General features: G+C 69.8%; 22 protein-coding genes and 1 tRNA gene. 19 read left to right on the top strand and 4 right to left on the bottom strand.

Annotation, left to right across the window (positions count from 1 at the left end):
• Positions 1-53: 53 nt before the first annotated feature.
• From nhaA to AB0N61_RS09135, 4 genes are all read left to right on the top strand, one after another.
• Complete coding sequence (nhaA, locus tag AB0N61_RS09150) at positions 54-1,220, top strand: Na+/H+ antiporter NhaA (RefSeq protein WP_167946739.1); 1,167 nt, start codon at positions 54-56, stop codon at positions 1,218-1,220.
• A gap of 37 nt (positions 1,221-1,257) precedes the next feature.
• Complete coding sequence (locus AB0N61_RS09145; protein ID WP_363363349.1) at positions 1,258-1,938, top strand: MazG family protein; 681 nt, start codon at positions 1,258-1,260, stop codon at positions 1,936-1,938.
• 65 nt (positions 1,939-2,003) lie between these two features.
• Positions 2,004-3,254: an ATP phosphoribosyltransferase regulatory subunit gene (locus tag AB0N61_RS09140; protein WP_363364225.1), complete on the top strand. Its 1,251-nt coding sequence runs from the start codon at positions 2,004-2,006 to the stop codon at positions 3,252-3,254.
• A gap of 54 nt (positions 3,255-3,308) precedes the next feature.
• Complete coding sequence (locus AB0N61_RS09135) at positions 3,309-4,121, top strand: SGNH/GDSL hydrolase family protein (protein ID WP_363363348.1); 813 nt, start codon at positions 3,309-3,311, stop codon at positions 4,119-4,121.
• On the opposite strand, the gene AB0N61_RS09130 is transcribed toward AB0N61_RS09135, so the two are convergent.
• A complete protein-coding gene (locus AB0N61_RS09130) occupies positions 4,090-4,614 on the bottom strand; it encodes a VOC family protein (protein ID WP_363363346.1) in 525 nt (174 codons plus the stop codon). The genes AB0N61_RS09135 and AB0N61_RS09130 overlap by 32 nt on opposite strands.
• A 153-nt stretch (positions 4,615-4,767) precedes the next feature.
• Between AB0N61_RS09130 and AB0N61_RS09125 the strand changes: the two genes are divergently transcribed.
• Positions 4,768-5,550 (top strand): helix-turn-helix domain-containing protein, encoded by a 783-nt coding sequence (locus AB0N61_RS09125; protein ID WP_363363345.1) that lies wholly within the window; start codon positions 4,768-4,770, stop codon positions 5,548-5,550.
• Here the strand turns inward: AB0N61_RS09125 and AB0N61_RS09120 are convergent, their stop codons facing one another.
• Positions 5,551-6,777, bottom strand: a complete 1,227-nt coding sequence (locus AB0N61_RS09120) for an amino acid permease (protein ID WP_363363343.1) — start codon at positions 6,775-6,777, stop codon at positions 5,551-5,553.
• A gap of 48 nt (positions 6,778-6,825) precedes the next feature.
• On the bottom strand, positions 6,826-7,296 hold the full coding sequence (locus tag AB0N61_RS09115; protein ID WP_363363341.1) for a DUF4442 domain-containing protein: 471 nt from the start codon (positions 7,294-7,296) through the stop codon (positions 6,826-6,828).
• A gap of 99 nt (positions 7,297-7,395) precedes the next feature.
• Here AB0N61_RS09115 and AB0N61_RS09110 point away from each other — a divergent pair, with 99 nt between their 5' ends.
• The 11 genes from AB0N61_RS09110 (at position 7,396) to AB0N61_RS09060 (ending at position 17,602) form a co-directional block, all read left to right on the top strand.
• Positions 7,396-7,746: a GntR family transcriptional regulator gene (locus tag AB0N61_RS09110; protein WP_363363339.1), complete on the top strand. Its 351-nt coding sequence runs from the start codon at positions 7,396-7,398 to the stop codon at positions 7,744-7,746.
• The gene (locus tag AB0N61_RS09105) at positions 7,743-8,762 is read left to right on the top strand and encodes a DUF1648 domain-containing protein (protein ID WP_363363337.1); all 1,020 of its coding nucleotides are present in this window, start codon (positions 7,743-7,745) and stop codon (positions 8,760-8,762) included. Before AB0N61_RS09110 ends, AB0N61_RS09105 begins: the two co-directional genes overlap by 4 nt.
• A 46-nt stretch (positions 8,763-8,808) precedes the next feature.
• On the top strand, positions 8,809-9,759 hold the full coding sequence (locus tag AB0N61_RS09100; RefSeq protein ID WP_363363336.1) for a CPBP family intramembrane glutamic endopeptidase: 951 nt from the start codon (positions 8,809-8,811) through the stop codon (positions 9,757-9,759).
• Between the two features lie 31 nt (positions 9,760-9,790).
• Positions 9,791-10,450, top strand: a complete 660-nt coding sequence (locus tag AB0N61_RS09095; RefSeq protein ID WP_363363334.1) for an O-methyltransferase — start codon at positions 9,791-9,793, stop codon at positions 10,448-10,450.
• Between the two features lie 100 nt (positions 10,451-10,550).
• Complete coding sequence (eno, locus tag AB0N61_RS09090) at positions 10,551-11,831, top strand: phosphopyruvate hydratase (RefSeq protein ID WP_363363332.1); 1,281 nt, start codon at positions 10,551-10,553, stop codon at positions 11,829-11,831.
• A gap of 53 nt (positions 11,832-11,884) precedes the next feature.
• The gene (locus tag AB0N61_RS09085; protein WP_363363331.1) at positions 11,885-12,442 is read left to right on the top strand and encodes a septum formation initiator family protein; all 558 of its coding nucleotides are present in this window, start codon (positions 11,885-11,887) and stop codon (positions 12,440-12,442) included.
• A gap of 68 nt (positions 12,443-12,510) precedes the next feature.
• The gene (locus tag AB0N61_RS09080; RefSeq protein WP_363363330.1) at positions 12,511-13,053 is read left to right on the top strand and encodes a DUF501 domain-containing protein; all 543 of its coding nucleotides are present in this window, start codon (positions 12,511-12,513) and stop codon (positions 13,051-13,053) included.
• 11 nt (positions 13,054-13,064) lie between these two features.
• Positions 13,065-14,342: a S8 family serine peptidase gene (locus AB0N61_RS09075; RefSeq protein ID WP_363363329.1), complete on the top strand. Its 1,278-nt coding sequence runs from the start codon at positions 13,065-13,067 to the stop codon at positions 14,340-14,342.
• A gap of 39 nt (positions 14,343-14,381) precedes the next feature.
• Positions 14,382-15,851 carry an FAD-dependent oxidoreductase gene (locus AB0N61_RS09070; RefSeq protein ID WP_363363327.1) on the top strand — a complete coding sequence of 490 codons (1,470 nt, stop codon included), beginning with the start codon at positions 14,382-14,384 and terminating at the stop codon, positions 15,849-15,851.
• A gap of 285 nt (positions 15,852-16,136) precedes the next feature.
• Positions 16,137-16,898 (top strand): cation-transporting ATPase, encoded by a 762-nt coding sequence (locus tag AB0N61_RS09065; protein WP_363363326.1) that lies wholly within the window; start codon positions 16,137-16,139, stop codon positions 16,896-16,898.
• On the top strand, positions 16,895-17,602 hold the full coding sequence (locus AB0N61_RS09060; RefSeq protein WP_363363324.1) for a DedA family protein: 708 nt from the start codon (positions 16,895-16,897) through the stop codon (positions 17,600-17,602). Before AB0N61_RS09065 ends, AB0N61_RS09060 begins: the two co-directional genes overlap by 4 nt.
• Before the next feature lie 13 nt (positions 17,603-17,615).
• Here AB0N61_RS09060 and AB0N61_RS09055 read toward each other — a convergent pair.
• Positions 17,616-17,688 (bottom strand) — tRNA-Leu (locus AB0N61_RS09055).
• 330 nt (positions 17,689-18,018) lie between these two features.
• Between AB0N61_RS09055 and AB0N61_RS09050 the strand changes: the two genes are divergently transcribed.
• The 3 genes from AB0N61_RS09050 to AB0N61_RS09040 all read left to right on the top strand — a co-directional run bounded on the left by AB0N61_RS09050 (position 18,019) and on the right by AB0N61_RS09040 (position 21,230).
• Positions 18,019-19,266, top strand: coding sequence for an amino acid deaminase/aldolase (locus AB0N61_RS09050; RefSeq protein ID WP_363363322.1), 1,248 nt, complete (start codon positions 18,019-18,021; stop codon positions 19,264-19,266).
• Positions 19,263-20,576 carry a D-arabinono-1,4-lactone oxidase gene (locus AB0N61_RS09045; RefSeq protein ID WP_363363320.1) on the top strand — a complete coding sequence of 438 codons (1,314 nt, stop codon included), beginning with the start codon at positions 19,263-19,265 and terminating at the stop codon, positions 20,574-20,576. Before AB0N61_RS09050 ends, AB0N61_RS09045 begins: the two co-directional genes overlap by 4 nt.
• Positions 20,577-20,663: 87 nt before the next feature.
• On the top strand, positions 20,664-21,230 hold the full coding sequence (locus tag AB0N61_RS09040) for a LemA family protein (RefSeq protein WP_363363318.1): 567 nt from the start codon (positions 20,664-20,666) through the stop codon (positions 21,228-21,230).
• Positions 21,231-21,286: the final 56 nt, after the last annotated feature.

The raw sequence follows: 21,286 nt of genomic DNA, 5'->3' as shown, positions 1-21,286 counted from the left end.
GAACGCATGACGATGTGAGACGAGCGAGAGCACCGAGAACTAGCATGGAGAGGATGCGCATCTCGGCGAACCCCCTCCGCGGTCAGCAGTTTCCGGCTGTCCTGCTGCTCGTCGCGGCAGGGCTCGGACTGCTTCTGGCCAACCTCCCGACGCACGACGCGCTCGCGGCGGTGCTCGACGTCCACATCGCGATCCCCGGCACGATGCTCGACCTGTCGATCGAGCACTGGGTCTCCGACGGCCTTCTCGCGATCTTCTTCCTCGTCGTGGCGATCGAGCTGCGACACGAGCTCACCCATGGGGAGCTGGACTCGCTGAGCAAAGCCGTGCAGCCGGCCATCGCCGCAGCTGGCGGTGTGCTCGTCCCCATCGCCGTCTACCTCCTCATCGCGGGCGACTCCGCCACCGCCACCGGGTGGCCGATCCCGACCGCCACCGACATCGCCTTCGCGCTCGGCGTGCTCGCGATGTTCGGCCGAGGGCTCCCCTCGAACGTGCGCGTGTTCCTGCTCGCGCTCGCGATCCTCGACGACATCATCGGCATCATCTTCATCGCCGTCCTCTTCGCCCACGACGTGCAGTGGCTCTTCCTCGCGCTCGCCGTCGTGGCGGTCGCCGTGTTCTGGGCGCTGAGCCGGCTGCTGCACGCGAAGGGGCATCCGGGCATCGCACTCGCGATGATCGTCGTCGGCGTCGTCGCCTGGGGGCTCGTCGCCTCGTCGGGAATCCACGCCACGATCGCCGGCGTGATGCTCGGCCTCGTGATGGCGCCAGTGCCGGCCGCGCGCACCCGGCACGTGCTCGAGCCGACGGTGAACGGCGCGATCCTGCCGATCTTCGCCTTCGTCGCCGCGTTCGTGGTGATCCCGGCGCTCGCACCGACGGAGCTCTCGCCCGCCTTCTGGGGCATCGTGGTCGCCCTGCCCGTGGGCAAGATCATCGGCATCTCGCTGTTCGGGTGGCTGGCGATGCGGATCCGACCCCGCGGCGCGGCGCCCGCGCTGCCGTTCGCCGACATCGTCGCCGCCGGCGCACTCGGGGGCATCGGATTCACCGTGTCGCTGCTGCTCGCGAACCTGGCCTTCGCCGCCGACGCGGGCACCCGCGACCAGGCGATCCTCGGTGTGCTCGTCGGCTCGCTGGCGGCTCTCGTGCTGTCGGGCGTCGTCGTATCGCTCCGTGCCCGGACATACCGACGACGGGGCGTCGTCGCGTCGTGATCACAGGGTGCGCCGCGTGGCGCACGAAGGAGGACCGATGAGTGCAGAGCCCGACCTCGACGGTGGATCGAGTCGCGACCCGCTGCGCGCCGCAGCCGAGACCATGCGCGAGGTGCGCGAGCACTGCGTCTGGTCGCAGCAGATCACCCATCGCGATCTCGTGCCGTATCTCATCGAGGAGTCGCACGAGGTGATCGACGCGGTCGAGGGCGGCACGCGGGCCGACCTGCGCGAAGAACTCGGCGACCTGCTCTGGCAGGTGCTGTTCCACGCCGCGATCGCCGCGCAGGACCCTGACGATCCGTTCGACATCGACGACGTGGCGGCCACGCTCACCGAGAAGATGGTGCGCCGGCATCCTCACGTCTTCGCGGGTGAGGTCGCGACGACGCCCGAAGAGGTCCTGGTCCACTGGAACGCCGCCAAGGCTGCCGAGAAGCGCACGAGGCGCAGCGTCCTCGAGGGGATCCCGCGCGGGATGCCGGCGCTGGCCCTGGCGCAGAAGGTCGTCGGTCGTGCGGAGGGCGCGGGCGTGGTCGTCGCCGCGACCGATGCAGACGGGACCGCGCCTGCGCCGTCGTCGGAGGCCGAGCTCGGCGACGCGCTGCTCCGGCTCGTCTCGGTCGCGCGCGCCGAGGGCTGGGATGCGGAGCGGGCGCTGCGAGAGCGTCTCCGAGCGGTGGAGGCCGAGGTGCGCGCGGCGGAATCGGCGGTCTGAGGCCACGGCCTGCCCCGCCGACCTGGAAAGATGGAGGCGTGGCTACTGTGAATCCGCCGCGCGGAATGCGCGACATCCTCCCCGCCGACAAGTCGCGCCGTGAGCGCATCCTCTCCGTGATCCGTGATCGCTACCGCTCGCACGGCTTCGACGAGATCGAGACCCCGGCGCTGGAGGAGTACTCGCGACTGCACGCCGGCATCGGCGGCGACAACGAGAAGCTCGCCTACAACGTGCTGCGCCGCGGTCTGGATGCCGAGGCGGTCCGCGAGGCGGCGGGCGACCAGAGCGCGCTGGCAGACCTGGGCCTGCGATACGACCTCACGGTGCCGCTCGCACGCTTCTACGCGAGCAACCGCGCTCAGCTTCCCGGGGTGTTCCGCGCCATCCAGATCGGTCCTGTCTGGCGTGCCGAGCGTCCGCAGAAGGGGCGCTACCGCCAGTTCGTGCAGTGCGACATCGACATCATCGGCGATGACTCCTCGCGTGCCGAGGCCGAGCTCATGGTCGCCTCGCTGGATGCGGTCGACGCGCTGGGGCTCGAGGGTGCGACCGTGCGCATCAACGACCGCCGAGCGCTGGACTGGATGCTCGACAGCTTCGGGTTCACCGGCGACGAGCGCCCCGGCGTCCTGATCACGATCGACAAGCTCGACAAGATCGGACCGGACGGCGTCGCCGCCGAGCTGCGCGAGCGCGGTTCTGCGCCGTCGGCCGTCGACGCTTTCGAGGCCTTCCTCCTGCGCCCTCAGACCAGGGAGTACACCCCCTTCGGCGAACGGCAGATCCGCAAGGCGCTTCCCGACGGAGCCCCGGACGAGATCGTCGAGCACCTGGTCGCGATCGGCGAGGCCGTGGCCGCCGGGCGAGGTGCGACCGACATCCCGCTGGTGTTCGACCCGTTCCTCGTGCGCGGCATGGGCTACTACACGGGCACGATCTTCGAGCTGGCGCACCCCTCGGTGTCGTATTCGCTCGGCGGTGGCGGCCGCTATGACGGCATGATCGGCCGTTTCCTCGGCCAGCAGGTCCCGGCCGTCGGGTTCTCGCTCGGCTTCGAGCGGTTGGTCGACCTCGTGACGGCGGGGGCGGATGCCGGCGAACGCGCGGTCGTGCTCATCCACGACGCCGACGTGCCCGTCGCCGAACTCGTGTCGCACAAGGCCGGCCTGGTGCGATCGGGTGCGCGGGTGCGACTGGAACGGCGTACCAAGAACGTGAAGGCTCTGCTCGAGCGCTCGGCCGCCGACGGCTACACGGAGTTCGCGACCGTCTCGTCGGGCGCCTCGGATCTGGATCTCAAGCCCCTGTCCTGATCGCGAGCGGATGCCGTTCACTCGGCGTTCACGGGTTTCGGGTCGAATCGGGGAATGAGCCGACCGCCGTTCGTCGCCCTCGCGGTGGTGGGAGCTGCCTCAGTGGCGGCCGTCGCCGGAATCCGCGTCGTCCTCATCCGTCAGGCGGCGATCGCGCGTCGCCGCATCGGCAAGCCGCTCGGTGAGGAATCGATCGACGCCGATCGGGTGTGGCGACGTTCACTCGACGGCATCCCGATCGATCTGCTCGTGCTCGGCGACTCTCTGGCCGCAGGCCTCGGGGCCGAGCGCCGCAAGCAGACGCTGGGCGGTCGACTCGCCAAAGGGCTGGCGCGTCGGATGCGCCGACCTGTCCAACTGCGCACCGCCGCCGTCGTCGGCTCCGAATCGCCCGACCTCGCCGCCCAGCTCGCCGCACTGCCTGACGGTTACTCGCCTCACCTCGCCGTGATCGTCGTCGGGGGGAACGATGTGACCCACCGCATCCCGATCGCCGTCTCGGCGCAGCACCTGCGCGATGCCGTCCGGCGGCTGCGCGCCCGAGGCGCCGAGGTCGTGGTCGGCACCTGCCCGGATCTCGGCGCGCTCCGCCCGGTGCCGCAGCCTCTGCGACGCCTGATGTCGAGCATGTCGCGTCGGCTCGCCCGGGTGCAGACCGACGCCGCCCGTGCCGAAGGGGCGTACCCCGTCGACCTCCGCCGCGCGGTCGGCCCGATGTTCTTGGACGACCCGGATGCGATGTTCAGCCTCGATCGCTTCCACCCGAGTCCGCTCGGCTATCGACGCACCGCCGAGGCGCTGCTTCCTGCCGCGTGCCTCGCGGCCGGGCGGGCGCTCAGCTCGCGTCGTCAGACGACGCGGCGCTGAACGACGCCGCCCAGTCTGCGACCCTCCGCGCGCTCTCCTCGTCCGAGAGGTCTTCGACCCGGGTCATCAGCGACCAGCGCACGCCGAACGGATCCCGGATGCTGGCGAAGCGGTCTCCCGACACGAATGCCGACGGAGCCTCGCGCACGGTCGCGCCTGCGGCGACGGACCGCTCGACGACAGTGTCGACGTCGGAGACGTACAGCCCCATCGAGTAGCAGTCATCGTCTCCTGACGGCGCAGGAACGAGGTGATAGTCCGGGCTCGGCTCGCCCAGCTGCAGGCGGCCGAGCCCGAAGTCGAGATCGGCGTGGGCGACGACTCCGCCGAACTCGGTGACGTCGATGACACGAGCGCCGAAGACGTCACGGTAGAAGTCGATCGCGTCGCGTGCCCGCGGGATGGCGAGGAACGGGGTGAGGGAGGTCGCGCTGTGCGGTCGGCCGTCTGTCGTGTGCTCGCCGGTCACGCCGGCGCTGTTCTCGGTGCTCATGCAGCCACCGTAGGGAGCACGCATCGCGGCGCGCTTGAACATCCGCGACACGATCGCGCGTCGGGTCCTAGGGTCGAGGCATGGACGTCGACTGCCTCGGAGCGATCATGTCCGCCGTCTGGGTCGCGGTGGAGGTCTCGCCGGTGATCAGCCATGCGTGACACGCGGGGTGTGCTGTACCCGGCGCGGCTGCCGGAGTTCCATCGCCTGCCGCCAGCGGCCGCAGCGCGCGATCTCGCGGTGTGGTTCTGGATCCCCGAGTGGAGCATCGAGCCGGGGCGATCGTCCCGCCAGGAGATCGTCGGGTACCCGGCGCTGAACCTCGTCGTGGAGAACGGTGAGGTGAGTCTGTCGGGTGCGACGACGCGAGGGTCGCACCGCGACCTGACCGGCACGGGGTGGGCGGTGGGTGCGCTGCTTCGACCGGCGGCCGTCGCTGCGCTCGTCGACGAGCCTGCCGCGCTCGTCGATTCCGCACAGCCCGTCGACGCGCCCGCGCTCGCCGACGCGGTGAGCGCGGTGATGGCATCGGGGGAGGGACATCGTGAACGCGGGGTCGCGGTGTTCTCGGAGTGGCTCGCGCGTCGGGTCGGACCCCTCGATGACGGCGCGAGGCAGGCGAACGCACTCGTGGATGTGCTGATGGGGGAGGGGGCGGCCGATTCGGTCGAGGAGGCCGCGACCCGACTCGCGGTCTCGACGCGCACGCTCCAGCGCATTGCCCATCGCCACGTCGGTGTGTCGCCTGCGGCGATGATCCGTCGCCGCAGGCTGCAGGAGGCCGCGGAGCAGCTTCGCATCGACCCGGCGGCGGATCTCGCCGCGCTCGCCGCCGACCTGGGGTACGCGGATCACGCCCATCTCAGCCGCGACTTCCGACGCGTGCTCGGCATCGCACCGCGGACGTACCGGGCCGCCTCCAGCGCGCAGTCCTGATCAGCGTGCGAGCCGCAGCCGGATCACCCGGTACAGCACGCCGATGAGCACGACCGCGGTGCCGATCACCGACGCCAGCACCGGCAGCGTGTTCACCAGCACGAGACAGCCGAGCGCACCGACGACCTGCAGCGCGCGCGGGTAGCGGCGATCGGCGGCGGTCTGGCGGAACGCCGCAGCATTCGCGATCAGGTAGTAGAGGAGCACGCCGAACGACGAGAATCCGATCGCGTCACGCAGATCGGCGACGAGCACGATCCCCACGATGATGAGCGCGATCGTGATCTCCGCACGCCGGGGCACGTGCCAGCGCTCGTCGACCTTCGCGAGGAAGCGGGGCAGATCCGCCTCACGAGCCATCGCCAGTGTCGTGCGGCCGATGCCGGTGAGGAGGGCGAGCAGCGCGCCGAGCGAGGCCGCGGCCGCGGCGAAGCGGACGACCGGGGTGAGAGCGGTCCACCCGGAGGCTGCGACGACATCGGCCAGAGGAGCACCGCTCGAGACCGCGTCGCCGCCGAGCACGACCACGACCGTGATCGCGATGAGCGTGTACACGACGACCGTGCCCCCGAGCGCGAGGGCGATCGCGCGCGGGATCGTCCGGGCGGGATCGACGACCTCTTCGCCCATCGTCGCGATGCGCGCGTACCCCGCGAACGCGAAGAAGAGCAGACCGGCGCCCTGCAGCACGCCGTATGCCGATGCATCCGCGAGGGGAGCGGGCTCGGCCGATGACGACCCGCCGAGACCGACCGAGACCACCATGGCGAGTCCGAGCAGCGAGCACACCACGAGGGCGCGGGTGACGAGCGCGGTGCGCGTGACGCCGAAGCAGTTGAGGGCCGCGAGAGCGACCACCGCAGCGACCGCGACCGGCACCTGCCATCCCTGCGGTGCGGCGTAGGCCGCGAAGGTGAGAGCCATCGCGGCGCAGCTCGCGATCTTGCCGACCACGAAGCTCCAGCCGGCGACGAATCCCCACCACGGGCCGATCTCGGCCCTGGCGTACGCATAGGTGCCGCCCGCCACGGGGTGCACCGCGGCGAGCTGCGCCGAGGAGGTCGCGTTGCAGTAGGCGACGATCGCCGCGATCGCCAGGGCGATGAGGATGCCGCTGCCGGCGACGCCGATCGCCGGAGCCCACACCGAGAACACGCCGGCGCCGATCATCGAACCGAGGCCGATGGCGACGGCGTCGGCGAGTGTCAGACGGCGGGCGAGGGGCACCCCGTCATCGTGTCATGTCCGGGTGAACGACCGGTGTCGCCGTGGCGGTCAGGTCCGAGCGGCGGTGACGCGCTGCTTCTCGCGGATGTAGACCTCTCGACGCACCTTCGCGACGACGTCTCCGTCGCAGTCGGTGATGACGGTCTCGAACCACTCGAGCACCTTCGCGCCGCCGTGCGCCCGCTCGCGGATGTCCTCGGCCCGCTCGCGGCTGACCTCGAACTCCGCGGTCAGCACTCCGCGGCCGGGCTTGAGGAACTCGATCTCGCCCCGTGTGTCCCAGACGACGTAGTCCCGACCGAGCTGGTGCATCACGAGCATGAAGAAGTACGGGTCCGTCATCGCCGACATCGAGCCGCCGAACGCCGTCTTCACGTAGTTGCGGGTGAAGACGTTGACGTGCAGCTCGACGGAGGCGTGCGTCCAGTCCTCGCTGAAGCGGCGGACGCGGATGCCGCTGAACAGATTGGGGATCCACAGGCTCATGCCCGCGGCGAGACGACGGGGAGTGATGCGCATGGGGCCAGTGTGGCCGACGCGCCGATCCGGACAAAGCTCGCTGGAGGGTTCCGACAGTTGTTATAGTTTATGTAGAACTACTAGAAGATTGGAGACGGGATGCTGATCCGCATCGACCCCGACAGTGCCCGGCCGCTCTTCGACCAGGTCGCTGCATCCGTCCGGTCCGACGTGCTCGCCGGCCGCCTCGTGCCCGGCGACCGTCTCCCCGCTGCGCGTGAACTCGCCGAGGCGCTGGAGATCAACCTGCACACCGTCCTCCGCGCCTATCAGCAGCTGCGGGACGAAGGGCTCATCGATCTGCGCCGTGGCAGGGGAGCGGTCGTGTCCGCCGCGGCGTCTCCGCTCGCCGAGCTGTCCCAGGACATCGCCGCGCTGGTCGCCCGCGCCGCGTCCCTCGGGCTCTCGGCCTCGACCCTGGCCGCCCTCATCAAGGAGACCGATTCATGACCCCTGAGATCCGCCGCGCCCGCACCGCCTTCTGGTGGGTCGGGGTGATCGTGCCCATCGCGATGATCGCGCTCGCCGCCATCATCGTCCTGGCCTGGCTGCCCGAGGTCCCCGACCCTGCGGCGATCCACTGGGGTCCTGACGGCGCCGACGGCTTCGGGCCCCGGTGGACGCCTCTGGTCGTGCTGATCGTCCTGGGCGGGGGGAGCATCGCGCTCTTCGCGGTCATCGCCCTGTTCTCGCACAGGCTGCCTCGGCGAGGCTCGGATGCTGCGAGCCCGCAGCCGCAGTGGTCGGCGACGGCTCGGCTCCTCGGCGCGGCCGGCCTCGCGATGGCGGGCATGATGTCGATGCTCGCCATGATCTCCACCGCCGCCCAGCGAGGGCTCTCCGATGCGACCGAGGCCGCGGACATCACTCCGTGGGTGCCGGCGATGTTCGCGATCGCGGCCGGGCTCGGGCTCGTCGGGTGGTTCGCGCAGCCGAAGGTGCCGTTCGAGTCCGACCCGTCCGAGCCTCCGGCCGCGCCGTTGACTCTCGCCGATCACGAGCGTGCCGTGTGGATCAAGAGCGTCAGCGTGGCCCGCGGCGGGCAGGTCGTCCTCGGAATCGGCGTCTTCCTCACGATCGCGATGAGCGTGCTGCTGCTCGCCCGCGGCGTGGCCGCCGGGTGGATCGTCGCCGTCATCGCGCTGGTCCTCGCGCTCCTCGTGGCGACCGGGCTGTCGTTCCGGGTCCGGGCGAGCTCCGCGGGTCTCCGGGTGCGATCCGTCGCGGGGTGGCCGCGTCTCGAGATCCCCGCCGCCGACATCGCCAGCGCTCGGGCGATTCAGGTCGACCCGTTCGCCGAGTTCGGAGGGTGGGGCTATCGCTTCGGCACCGACGGCCGCCGAGGGTTCGTCCTGCGCGCCGGCGAGGCCATCGAGGTCACGCGCACCGACGGTCGTGTGTTCGTCGTCACGGTCGACGACGCCTCCACCGCGGCATCCGTTCTGGCCGCCGCGGCATCCCGATGACCGAGCCCCGCATCGAGACCGAGAGAGCGAGAAGGCGAGACAACCCATGAGTCGTGTCAGAGCTGCATCCGTCGTCGTCTTCGTCGCGCTGTCGTGCGGACTCGCGTGGTTGGTCGCGCTGCCGCTGTGGCTGGGCGACGGCCTCGCCGAGCCCAGCGCCTGGTTCCTCCTGCCCGCGATGATGATGACCCCCGCGGTCGCCGCGCTCGTGGTCACCTTCGCCCTGCGCGTGCCGGCTCCGGGGGAGCGTCTCCGCTTCCTGGGCGTCTGGCCGCTGCGCCCCGCCCGGCGGGTCGTCTGGCTCATGGTGGCCGGCTGGCTCGTTCCCCCGCTTCTCGTCGTCCTGGGCATCGTGGTGGCGGCGGCCCTCGGGTGGGTGCGGCTCGACCCGACCTTCCCGGCGTTCTCCGCCGAGATCGCGAAGGCCCTGCCCGCCGGGGCGCCGATGCCCCCGGTCGAGATCGTCGTGATCTCGCAGATCCTGCTGATCCCCGTCGGCGCCCTCGTGAACAGCGTGCTGGCGTTCGGCGAAGAGCTCGGGTGGCGCGGATGGCTGGTTCCCGCGCTGCGCCCGCTCGGCACGTGGCCGACCCTTCTCATCAGCGGGGCGGTGTGGGGCGTCTGGCACAGCCCGCTGATCCTGCTCGGCTACAACTTCGGTCGCACCGACATCACGGGGGTGCTGTTCATGATCGGCGGCTGCGTGACCTGGGGCGTGCTGCTGGGATGGCTGCGCCTGCGTTCGGCCTCGGTCTGGCCGGCGGTCCTCGCGCACGGCTCGCTGAACGCCGCGGCGGGACTCGTCCTGATCTTCGCCGCCGCGCAGCCCGATCTCGCACTCGCCGGCCCGCTCGGCATCGCGGGATGGATCGTCGCGGCGGTCGTGATCGCCGCGCTGGCCCTCGCCGGCCAGTTCCGCCGTCAACCCGAGCTCGCCGGCGCGACCGAGCAGCTGCTCTCCGTTCCAGGGACCGGACGGGGGCAGCACGCCTCTTGACGCTCCTCAGGCGTCGCGGTTTGCTGAGGGCATGGAACCCACTCCCGCAGCCTGGTCGGATGCCGACACCTATCTCGCCGATCTCCTCGTCGGTCATGATCCGCAGCTCGAGGCGGCGCTGTCCGCCCAACGCGATGCCGGTCTCCCCGAGATCGAGGTCGCACCGGTCGGAGGCAAGCTCCTCAACCTCCTCGCCCGTATCAGCGGCGCTCGCCGCGTGCTGGAGATCGGAACGCTCGGCGGCTACTCGACGATCTGGCTCGCACGGGCGGTGGGGCCGGAGGGTCGGGTCGTCACGGTCGAGGCCGAGGCGGACAACGCCGCCGTGGCTCGCGCGAGCATCGATGCCGCCGGGGTCGGAGATCGTGTCGACATCCGGATCGGCCGCGGTGCCGATGTGCTTCCCACCCTGGTCGGCGGCTTCGATCTCGTCTTCATCGACGCCGACAAGGAGTCGAACACGGTCTATCTCGACTGGGCGGCGAAGCTGGGTCATCCGGGAACGGTGGTAGTGCTCGACAACATCGGAAGAGAGGGCGAGATCGTCCGCGACGACGCGACGGATCCCAAGGTCGTCGGCACCAGGGACGCACTGCGGATGCTGGGCGAGGACCCGCGCTTCGACGCCACAGCGCTGCAGACGGTCGGCGTCAAGGGCTGGGACGGCGTCGCGCTCGCCGTCGTCGTGTGACCCTCCGACGCCGACCCGGGGGCGGCGGAGCGGGCGGGCTAGACTGGGGCGCGGATCGACGACGCTCCACACACCTTTTCTCTGAGCAAGGAGCACATCAGTGGCACTGATCGAGGCTGTAGGCGCACGCGAGATTCTCGACTCGCGCGGAAACCCGACCGTCGAGGTGGAGGTGCTCCTCGACGACGGCGTAGTCCAGCGGGCCGCCGTCCCGTCGGGTGCATCCACCGGCGCATTCGAGGCGTACGAGCTGCGCGACGGCGACAAGAGCCGGTACGGCGGCAAGGGCGTGCTCAAGGCCGTCGACGCCGTCATCGACGAGCTCGGACCGGCGCTCGAGGGCGTGGAGGCGAGCGAGCAGCGCATCGTCGACGAGATCCTCATCGAGACCGACGGCACCGACAACAAGCAGCGCACCGGCGCCAACGCCATCCTCGGCGTCAGCCTCGCCGTCGCGAAGGCCGCCGCCGACTCGGCCGATCTGCCCCTGTTCCGCTACCTCGGCGGACCCAACGCGCATGTGCTGCCCGTTCCGCTGTTCAACGTCATCAACGGCGGCGAGCACGCCGACAACGGCATCGACATGCAGGAGTTCTTCCTCGCTCCGATCGGCGCCGAGACCTACTCGGAGGCGCTCCGCTGGGGCGTCGAGACCTACCACGTGCTGCGCGGCGAGCTGAAGGCCGCCGGCTACGCGACGGGCCTCGGCGACGAGGGCGGCTTCGCCCCCGACCTGCCCAGCAACCGCGAGGGCCTCGACTTCCTCGTCAAGGCGATCGAGAAGGCCGGATTCAAGCCGGGCACCGAGATCGCGCTCGGCCTCGACGTCGCAGCCACCGAGTTCTTCAGCGACGGCGTCTACCGCCTCGACAACAAGGACTGGACCGGCCCCGAGCTGATCGAGTACTACCAGGGACTGGTCAACGACTTCCCGATCGTCACGATCGAGGACGCCCTCGCCGAGGACGACTGGGACAACTGGAAGCTCCTCACCGACGCTCTGGGCTCGAAGGTGCAGCTCGTCGGAGACGACCTCTTCGTCACGAACCCGACGCGTCTCGCCGACGGCATCAAGCGCGGCGTCGCGAACTCCCTGCTCGTCAAGGTCAACCAGATCGGAACGCTCACCGAGACGTTCGACGCGGTCAGCCTGGCTCAGCGCTCGGGATACACCGCCATGCTCTCGCACCGTTCGGGTGAGACCGAGGACACCACGATCGCCGACCTCGTCGTCGCGACGAACGCGGGTCAGATCAAGGCGGGTGCGCCTGCTCGCAGCGAGCGCGTCGCGAAGTACAATCAGCTTCTGCGCATCGAGGAAGAGCTGGGCGACGCCGCGGTCTTCGCCGGCCGCTCCGCGTTCCCGCGCTACCAGGGCTGAACGCAGCACAGACACACAGACGCCGCCTGAGCGGCGCGTACGAAGGAGGGGCCGTGGCACGACGACCGGCTCCTCCTTCGGCGTCTTCGGGCGCATCGCGCGCGTCCTCCGCGACGACCGGGCCGCGGTCCACGGGCCGGACGAGCAGGGGCGCGGCGAACCGCGGAGCGCAGGACCGCAGGGTCGATGTGCGGGAGTGGGCCTCCGGCATCCGCCTGTCGGCCTTCTCCGTCATCATGCTGTCGCTCGTCGTGCTCGGCGCGTGGGTGCTGGTGCCGACGCTCGGCACCTTCATCGACCAGAGACAGAAGATCTCGGCCCTCGAGGAATCGATCCAGGTGTCGGAGGATCAGATCGCCGCGCTCGAGAAAGAGCGCGAACGCTGGAACGACCCGGCATACATCACGACCCAGGCGCGCGAGCGTCTGTATTACGTCAAGCCCGGCGAGGTCGTGTACCTGATCGACAACGACCTCGATCCTGCCGCGCTCCCACAGCAGCAGGGGCCGGTGAGCGACACGCTCGAGGAGACTCCCTCCGACTGGATGCCTCAGCTGCTGCGCACCCTCACGTCGGCAGGTCTGAGCGACACGGCCGCAGTCGTCCGCTGACCCGACCCCGTGGCAGTGGGGGCGCGTGCTCCGAGCATCCTCTCGGTCGGCTCCCGTACGCTGGACGGGTGACCACGCCGCCTTTCCCCGCCCCCACGACCGCCGAGCTCGCCGTGGTGTCGGCCCAGTTGGGAAGGACCGCTCGCGGCGTCGTCGGCATCGCAGCCCGGTGCGCCTGCGGCAACCCCACGGTCGTCGCCACCACTCCGCGACTGCCCGACGGGACCCCGTTCCCGACCTTCTACTACCTGACCCATCCGGCTGCAACCGCTGCCATGTCGACTCTCGAGGCCACGCAGGTGATGCCCGAGCTCGCAGCGCTGCTCGCCGACGACGAGGGGGTCGCCGCGGCCTACCTCGCTGCGCACCGGGCGTACCTCGCCGACCGCGCGCAGTTCGGCGATGTCACCGAGATCGACGGGATCTCGGCCGGGGGCATGCCCACCCGCGTCAAGTGCCTGCATGCACTGGCCGGACACGCGCTCGCGGCCGGCCCCGGCGTGAACCCGATCGGTGACGTGGCGCTGGAGCGTTCGACGTGGTCGCCCGAGCAGTGCCGGTGCGATGACCCGGGTGCAGCTCTGCGCGACGCCGAGGCGTCGCCCGAATGAGGCGGCCGCGGATGCTGCGCAACGGCGTCGCGCTGGCGACGGTCGTGGCATCCGTTCTGCTCCTCGGCGCGGCGACGCCGCCGCCGCCCGTGCCCGATGACCCGGCGGATCCGGTGCGTGCCGCCGAGTACTGGCTCGACGGTGCCGGTGTCCGCGACGCCTGGCAGACCACCCGTGGCGACGGGGTGACCATCGCCGTGATCGACACCGGGATCGGCAAGGTCCCCGGGGTGTTCGATGAGGCCGTCGTCGGCGGCACCGACGTGTCCGGCACCGGAGCCCCCGATGGGCGCACCCCGGTCGGCGCCATCGACGGCAATCACGGTTCATGGGTGGCATCCCTCGCCGCCGGACGCGGCGCAGCCGACGGCAAGGGCATGATCGGCGTCGCGCCCGAGGCGGATCTGCTCTCGATATCGGTGGGTTTCGGCGCCGCGGCTGCGGTGCCGTTCACCGAGCAGGTGGCGACGGCGATGCGCTGGGCGGTCGATCACGGGGCCGACATCATCAACCTCTCGTTCACCACCAACACACTGGACTGGGACAAGAGCTGGGATGACGCGTTCCTCTACGCCTTCGAGCACGATGTCGTCGTGGTGGTCGCCGCGGGCAACCGGGGGAGCGGCACGAACATCATCGGTGCTCCCGCGACGATTCCCGGCGTGCTGACGGTCGGCGGAGTCGACCAGACCGGCACGGCGAGCATCGAGGCGTCGACGCAGGGGATCACCATCGGCATCGCGGCACCCAGCGAGGGTCTGCGCGGCGTCTCGGCGGACGGCACGGTGGTGCCGTGGAGCGGCACGAGCGGGGCGGCGCCGATCGTCGCGGGCATCGCGGCCCTCGTGAGGTCCGCGCATCCCGACCTCGATGCCGCCAACGTCATCAACCGCATCATCAAGACCGCGATCAAGGTCCCCGGAATGGCCGACCTCCCCGACCCGCTCTACGGCTACGGTCTCGTGGATGCCGAGGCCGCGATCTCCACGGACGTGCCCAGGGTCTCCCAGAACCCGATGGGCGATCTCGCCGAGTGGGTCCGCCTGTTCCGCCGGGCGGAGACCGTCCCGCAGCCGGATCCCACCGCCGCGCCGGTCGAGGTGCCCCCTCTGCCCGATGCGGATGCGCCGACAGAGCCGGGTTCACCGCTGCTTCCCAGCGCTGATTCGCTGCGCTACGGTACCCTGCCGCTCATCGCCCTCACAGTCCCTGGTATCCTGATAGCGCTTGGCGTCACCGCAGCTGCCCGGCGCATCCGATCGGCGCGCGCACGCACGCCACATTCCTGACTCCCGAGGAGTTGTCCCCCTGTGCCTCAGAACAGCACTGTGCCCAAGATTCTGATCGTCGGTGGAGGCTATGCAGGCTTCTACACGGCGTGGAAGCTGGAGAAGCACCTTCGCAAGGGTGAAGCAGACGTCACCATGGTCGACCCGCTGCCGTACATGACGTACCAGCCGTTCCTCCCCGAGGTCGCCGCCGGCTCGATCGAAGCCCGCCACTCGGTGGTCGCACATCGTCGTCACCTCAAGCGGACCAACGTGCTCACCGCCAAGGTGACCGGCATCAACCACGCCGAGAAGGTCGCGACGATCACCCCGCCGCTGGGCGAGCCCTACGAGTTCGCGTACGACCAGATCGTCGTCACCGCCGGTGCCGTGTCGCGCACCTTCCCGATCCCGGGGATCGCAGACAACGCGATCGGCCTGAAGACGATCGAGGAGGCCGTCGCGATCCGCGACCGCCTGATGTCGAACTTCGACAAGGCCGCCTCGCTTCCTGCGGGACCCGAGCGTGACCGCCTGCTCTCCGTCGTCGTCGTCGGCGGTGGCTTCGCCGGCATCGAGGTGTTCGCCGAGCTTCGCTCGCTCGCCTCGTCGCTCGTGGGCAAGTACCCGCAGCTGACCTTCGACGACACGCACTTCCACCTCATCGAGGCGATGGGGCGCATCATGCCCGAGGTCTCGCTGCAGACGAGCGAGTGGGTCCTCAAGGACCTCGCGAAGCGCGGTGCCAACGTCCACCTCGACACGCAGCTCACCAGCGCGGTCGACGGCAATGTCGAGCTGTCCACGGGCGAGGTCATCCCCACCGACCTGATCGTCTGGACCGCCGGTGTCATGGCGAACCCGACGGTGGTGCGCGGTGGCGACCTCCCGGTCGAAGAGCGCGGCCGCATCCAGACCCGTGCAGACCTCCGGGTCGGCACCCCCGAGGCCTTCGTTCCCGGGGCCTGGGCTGCCGGCGATGTCTCTGCCGTCCCCGACCTGTCGGGTGGTGGCGTCGGCGGCTTCTGCGTGCCGAACGCCCAGCACGCCGTCCGTCAGGCGAAGCTCCTCGCGAAGAACCTCGTCGCCGTGCTGCGCGGTGAGGATCCGAAGGAGTACTTCCACAAGAACCTCGGCGCCGTCGCCGGCCTCGGCCTCTACAACGGTGTCTTCCAGTCCGGCAAGATCGCCCTCAAGGGCTTCGTCGCCTGGGTCGCGCACCGCGGATACCACGGTCTCGCGATGCCGACGTGGGAGCGCAAGTTCCGCGTGATCTGGGGCTGGTGGAACAACCTGTGGCTCGGCCGCGACCTGGTGAACCTCGAGACGGTGCAGAACCCGCGCTACGTCTTCGAGGAGTTCGCCGCACGCCCGCGTCCGGCCGCCGACGCACCGGTTCCCGCCACCACGGCCCCGGCCGCGCAGGCGACCGCCGCCGATAAGGCCGCAGACGAGAAGCCCGCCGGCAAGAAGACCGCCGCCAAGAAGCCGGCTGCGAAGAAGACCGCCGAGACGGCTGCCGTCAAGTAGTCCTCTTCTCGAACGCCCCGATTCCTCCGGAGTCGGGGCGTTCGTCGTCTCGGGCCGTGGGCGCGCCGTGCACCCGGTTCACAGGCATGCTTGCTACCGTCGGCAGAGCAAGGGGAGTATTCCCGTCTGCGGTGGTGTCGTCATTACGGATACGAGGTCGTGTCCCGGCCCACCGGCCCGTGAGGGTGGAAGAGACCTGGCGTCCGTATCCGCGGACGGCCAAGGACCCCTCACCGCATCGCTGTCGAGACCCGTGGTCGTTCACACCACGAAGGAATCGTCATCATGGGAAAACTCAACCGACTGCTCGGGATGGCCGCTCGTGCCCTCGATCTCGACGAGAGCGGATCCCGCACGGATCGCAACGGCTCACGAGGGATGACGCCTCCCGCGTCGCGTCCCACATCCCAAGACCCGTATTCCCCGCCTGCCGCCGGTGCCGTTCGTCCGTCCGAACCGGTGTCAGATGCCGACCGGGCTGCGATCGCCCGCTATGACTACCTGCTCGAGACCGCCGATCCGCACCGCGTCGAGCAGATCCACCGCGACGCGTTCGAGCGACTGACTCCCACCCAGCGCGCCCAGGTGCAGGACCGGATGAACACGGAACTCGCCCCCGGTGAGCGTCCGGGATCGTCGTCGCCCGAGGACCTCGCCCGCGCGGCCGGGCGCTCCGAGGCCGCGCACCCGGGCCGGATGCGCGGCATCCTTTCGCGGGTACGCGGGTTCGGCGCCGCCGGTGCCGTCGGGGGAGCCGCTGTCGGGGCACTGGGCATCGTCGCGGTCGGCGCCGTCGGCAGTGCGGTCGCTGCTCCTCTTCTCGAGCAGGCGGCCGGCCTCGGCGTCGACTTCGATGCGCTCGCGCAGGGCGTGGACATCGAAGCGATCGCGAACGGACTCGGCGGCGAGGAGCTGGCGGGAGCCGCGGAGGGCATCCTCGGGTCGGCCGGTGAGACCGTGTCAGGTCTCGGCGACGCGGCGGGCGACTGGGGGCAGCGACTCGGTGACCTCGGCATCCCCGGAATCGGCGATCTGTTCGGCCGATGAGCAGCGCGAGCATGGCGCCCGCCGAGTCGGCGTCGGATCACGGATTCTCCGGCCTCACCGGGTTCGCCGCCGATGTCCTCACGCAGCTCGGCGACATCGGCGTCGGTGTGCTGGTGTTCCTCGAGGTGCTCATCCCTCCCATTCCGAGCGAGGTGATCCTGCCGTTCGCGGGGTACCTGAGTCAGAGCGGCGACCTCACCTTCGGATGGTTGATCGTGTGGAGCACCTTCGCCTCATGGGTCGGGGCGCTTCTGCTCTACTGGCTCGGCGCGGCCATCGGCATCGAACGCGCAGTGCGGCTTCTCGCGGCCACGAAACTGGTCAGCCGCGGCGACCTGGACCGCGGGGTGGCCTGGTTCCGGCGCAGCGGAGGGTGGACGGTGCTCGTCGGTCGGATGGTCCCCGGCGTCCGCAGCCTGATCTCCATCCCCGCAGGCGCCACGCGGATGAAACTCGTGCGATTCAGCGTCTACACCATCCTGGGCAGCGGCCTGTGGAACACACTGCTGATCGGCGTCGGTGCGCTGCTCGGAACCCAGCATGAGCAGCTCGAGCACGTGCTCGGCTACCTCGACTACGCCGTGTACTCCGCGTTGGCGATCGCCGTCGGCGTGCTGGTCGTCCGTCGCATCCGTGAGGCCCGTGGGCCGGCTGCCACGAACCGACGGCGAGGCGGCGCCGTTGATCGGCTCTCGGATGGCTGAGGAGATCACGATGTGCCCCCGCTGGGACTCGAACCCAGACTGAAGCGATTTTAAGTCGCCTGCCTCTGCCATTGGGCTACGGGGGCTCCATGCCGTGACTGGCTCAGAGTACACGGGTATATCGACGGAGCAGGTTCCGCCTCCGGCACGGACGGGGCGAAGGGAGACGGGCGCCCCAATCGCCCGTCTCCCTGTGATGCTGCCGCGACAGCATCGCTACCCCCCGGCGACCGGCCGGACGCGGCCGGTGAGTCCACCACGAATGACGGCCTCAGTGAGAGAGACGGCGACGGACGAGGTTCATTACGATCCGCGTGGCTAAAGTACTGGGATTTCAGACGATGGCCGCGCGGCCGCCCTGCGACTCGATCTCAGAAAACGTGAATCCGAGTCCGTTGTGGTCATAAGGTGGGGGAGTGCTCGACCTCACCGCCGATCTGAGCCCCGATCAGGGACGAAACGCAGTCTCCCCCGAGTGGCACGACCCGTCACGCTACTGGCCGCGCTTGTCTGCGGCAACGGGCCACCTCGCTGCTCCCGTGGCGGTGATCGATCGAGAAGCGCTGCGGCACAACGCGCTCGACATGCTCGTCCGCGCGGGGGGACTGCCGATACGCGTCGCGTCCAAGTCGGTGCGCGTCCGCTCGGTGCTCGACGCCGTGTTGCAGCTTCCCGGATATCGAGGGATCCTCGCCTTCACCCTGGCCGAAGCGCTCTGGCTCGCAGAGACCCACGACGACATCGTCATCGGCTACCCGACGGTCGACCGCGCGGGGCTCTTGCAGCTCTTCGAGTCGGACGAGGCGGCGCGTCGGATCACGCTGATGGTCGACGACCCGGCGCACCTCGACATCATCGACAGTGTCGCGCCTGCCGGTGCTCGCCCCGACATCCGCGTCGCGATCGACGCCGACGCCTCGCTGCGTTCGGCAGCGCTCGGTCATATCGGAGTGCGGAGGTCGGCTCTGTTCACCCCGGGCGAGGTCGCGTCCTTCGCTCGGACGATCGTCCGACGCCCCGGGTTCACGCTCGTCGGGCTGCAGATGTACGAGGCCCAGATCGCCGGCCAGGGCGACAATGCCGGACCGGATGCGCCGGTGATCCGTCTCATGCAGGCGCGCTCCCGGTCAGAGCTGCGCGATCGTCGGGCCGCGATCGTCGGCGCGCTCTCGCAGATCGCACCTCTCGAGTTCCTCAACGGCGGCGGCACCGGCTCCCTCGAGTTCACCGGCAGCGACGAGTCGTTGACCGAGGCGAGTGCGGGCAGCGGGCTGCTCGGCGGACATCTCTTCGACGGATACCGGTCGTTCCGTCCGGCGCCGGCGTCGGCGTTCGCGTTCGATGTGGTGCGGCGGCCGGCCGCCGACATCGCCACCGTGCTCGGTGGAGGATGGATCGCCTCGGGGCCCGCCGTGGCATCGCGCCAGCCGGAGCCCGTCTGGCCGAGGGGATTGCGCACGCTGCCGCGCGAGGCCGCGGGCGAGGTGCAGACACCGCTGCAGGGAACTGAGGCCGCGCGCCTCGGAGTGGGCGACCGCGTCTGGTTCCGTCATGCCAAGAGCGGGGAGCCTGCCGAGCGCATCGACAGCTATCAGCTCGTCTCCGGCGATGAGATCATCGACGAGCTTCCCACCTATCGCGGCGAGGGAAAGGCCTTCCTGTGACTCGGATCGGTGGAACCTGGCAGAACTGGGGCCGGTCGGCGCAGGTGAAGCCGCTCCGCGTCGAGCGCCCGCGCACCCCGGAAGGAGTGCAGCGCGCCGTTCGGGCGGCTGTTGGTCAGGGGCTCACGGTGAAGGCGGTCGGAGCGGGCCACAGCTTCACCGGCATCGCCGTCGCACCGGGCGTGCTCCTCGAACTGGATGACATGCAGGGACTCGTGTCCGCCGACGCGGCCACCGGACGAGCGACCCTGCTCGCGGGAACGCGACTGCACCGCATCCCCGCGCTCCTGGCACCGTTCGGCCTCGCCATGGAGAACCTCGGCGACATCGACCGGCAGTCCATCTCCGGTGCGATCTCGACGGGAACGCACGGGACAGGGTCCGGCTTCGGGGGACTCGCCACGCAGGTCGTCGCGGCGACCGTGGTCACGTCGTCGGGGGATTTCCTTCGAGTGGACGACGAGCAGAATGCTGAATTGCTTCCGGCGATCGCGCTGGGACTCGGCGCACTCGGCATCCTGGTCGACGTCACGCTGCAGTGCGTGCCGCGCTTCGTGATGGAGGCGGTCGACGAACCCGCGCCTCTCGAAGACGTGCTCGAGAGTCTGCCTCGTCGGGTCGACGAATCGGATCACTTCGAGTTCTACTGGTTTCCGCACACGGAGATCGCTCTGACGAAGAGGCAGACGAGAGTGCCGGAGTCGACGAGGCGGCAGCCTCTTCCTGTCATGGGGCGGTGGATCGACGAGACGCTGCTTTCCAACGGCGTGTACCGGGCGGTGTGCGCCGCCGGTCAGGTGGCACCGGCGATCACTCCGCCGTTCAACCGACTCGCGGTGAAGCTCACGGGCGACCGGCGGTACACCGAGCTGTCGCATCGTGTGCTGACGCAGAGTCGCACGGTGAGGTTCCGCGAGATGGAGTACGCGCTGCCGGTCGAGAACGTCGTGCCGGCTTTCGTCGCGGTGCGCGAGCTCATCGAACGACGCGGGTGGCGCATAGAGTTCCCGATCGAGGTGCGCTTCGCGGCGGCGGACGACAGGTGGCTGTCGACGGCGTACGGCAGAGCGAGCGGGTACATCGCGGTCCACCGCTACTGGCGCGCCGACCCCACTGCCTACTTCGAGGCCGTCGAGCAGATCATGCTCGAACACGGGGGACGCCCGCACTGGGGCAAGCTGCACACGCTGACAGCCGAGCAGCTGCGGGAGCGCTATCCCCGATTCGACGACTTCGCCGCGGTGCGAGACCGGCTGGACCCCGACCGTCGGTTCGCCAACCGGTACCTGGACCGCGTTCTCGGAGCATGAGACGGCCGCCGCCGACCGCCCCGCACCCAGTCGACGCGCAGGCTGCGCCGATAGGATGAGACAAACACGAGGAAGGGTGGGCCTCTGATGGAATGGCTCGTGCCGGTACTGATCGTCGTCGGTGTGATTCTGCTCATCGGAATCTACCTCTGGGCGACCTACAACTCGCTGGTGCAGCTCAACGTCCGCGTCGACGAGGCCTGGAGCGGCATCACGGTGCAGCTCAAACGGAGGGCGGATCTGATACCCAACCTCATCGAGACGGTGAAGGGCTACGCCTCGCACGAGAAGGCGGTGTTCGAGAACGTCACGCGTGCGCGAGCCGAGACGCTGTCTGCCGGCAGCCCCGGCGAGGCGGGCATCGCAGAAGGCCACCTCCAGCAGGCGCTGCGCAGCCTGTTCGCCGTCGCCGAGGCGTATCCGCAACTGCAGGCGAGCCAGAACTTCCTCCAGGTGCAGCAGTCGCTCGTCGACACCGAGGACAAGATCCAGGCCGCGCGCCGCTTCTACAACGGCGGGGTGCGCGAACTGAACACCAAGATCAAGGTCTTCCCGAACAACCTCTTCGCCAAGGGACTCGGATTCACCGAGCGCGAGTTCTTCGAGGTCGCCGACAGCGGTGCGATCTCCGAGCCCCCACGCGTGCAGTTCTGATCTGCCAGAAGGCCCGATGCGCACTCGCGTATCGGGCCTTCTGCATGTCAGTCGCC

Origin of the sequence: Microbacterium sp. NPDC089320 (assembly GCF_040684875.1) — a bacterium.
Classification (GTDB): Bacteria; Actinomycetota; Actinomycetes; order Actinomycetales; family Microbacteriaceae; genus Microbacterium.
The sequence above is the reverse complement of the archived record's forward strand: the minus strand, read 5'-3'. Positions and strand labels throughout refer to the sequence as shown.

What these genes read in the sequence shown, in the direction of transcription:
- AB0N61_RS09065 (WP_363363326.1), top strand. Translation starts at nt 16,137, where the DNA reads ATGGGAAAACTCAACCGACTGCTCGGGATGGCCGCTCGTGCCCTCGAT.
- AB0N61_RS09095 (WP_363363334.1), top strand. Translation starts at nt 9,791, where the DNA reads ATGGAACCCACTCCCGCAGCCTGGTCGGATGCCGACACCTATCTCGCC.
- AB0N61_RS09040 (WP_363363318.1), top strand. Translation starts at nt 20,664, where the DNA reads ATGGAATGGCTCGTGCCGGTACTGATCGTCGTCGGTGTGATTCTGCTC.
- AB0N61_RS09130 (WP_363363346.1), bottom strand. Translation starts at nt 4,614, where the DNA reads ATGAGCACCGAGAACAGCGCCGGCGTGACCGGCGAGCACACGACAGAC.
- AB0N61_RS09125 (WP_363363345.1), top strand. Translation starts at nt 4,768, where the DNA reads ATGCGTGACACGCGGGGTGTGCTGTACCCGGCGCGGCTGCCGGAGTTC.
- AB0N61_RS09135 (WP_363363348.1), top strand. Translation starts at nt 3,309, where the DNA reads ATGAGCCGACCGCCGTTCGTCGCCCTCGCGGTGGTGGGAGCTGCCTCA.
- AB0N61_RS09145 (WP_363363349.1), top strand. Translation starts at nt 1,258, where the DNA reads ATGAGTGCAGAGCCCGACCTCGACGGTGGATCGAGTCGCGACCCGCTG.
- AB0N61_RS09075 (WP_363363329.1), top strand. Translation starts at nt 13,065, where the DNA reads ATGCTGCGCAACGGCGTCGCGCTGGCGACGGTCGTGGCATCCGTTCTG.
- AB0N61_RS09100 (WP_363363336.1), top strand. Translation starts at nt 8,809, where the DNA reads ATGAGTCGTGTCAGAGCTGCATCCGTCGTCGTCTTCGTCGCGCTGTCG.
- AB0N61_RS09140 (WP_363364225.1), top strand. Translation starts at nt 2,004, where the DNA reads ATGCGCGACATCCTCCCCGCCGACAAGTCGCGCCGTGAGCGCATCCTC.
- AB0N61_RS09110 (WP_363363339.1), top strand. Translation starts at nt 7,396, where the DNA reads ATGCTGATCCGCATCGACCCCGACAGTGCCCGGCCGCTCTTCGACCAG.
- AB0N61_RS09105 (WP_363363337.1), top strand. Translation starts at nt 7,743, where the DNA reads ATGACCCCTGAGATCCGCCGCGCCCGCACCGCCTTCTGGTGGGTCGGG.
- AB0N61_RS09115 (WP_363363341.1), bottom strand. Translation starts at nt 7,296, where the DNA reads ATGCGCATCACTCCCCGTCGTCTCGCCGCGGGCATGAGCCTGTGGATC.
- AB0N61_RS09060 (WP_363363324.1), top strand. Translation starts at nt 16,895, where the DNA reads ATGAGCAGCGCGAGCATGGCGCCCGCCGAGTCGGCGTCGGATCACGGA.
- nhaA (WP_167946739.1), top strand. Translation starts at nt 54, where the DNA reads ATGCGCATCTCGGCGAACCCCCTCCGCGGTCAGCAGTTTCCGGCTGTC.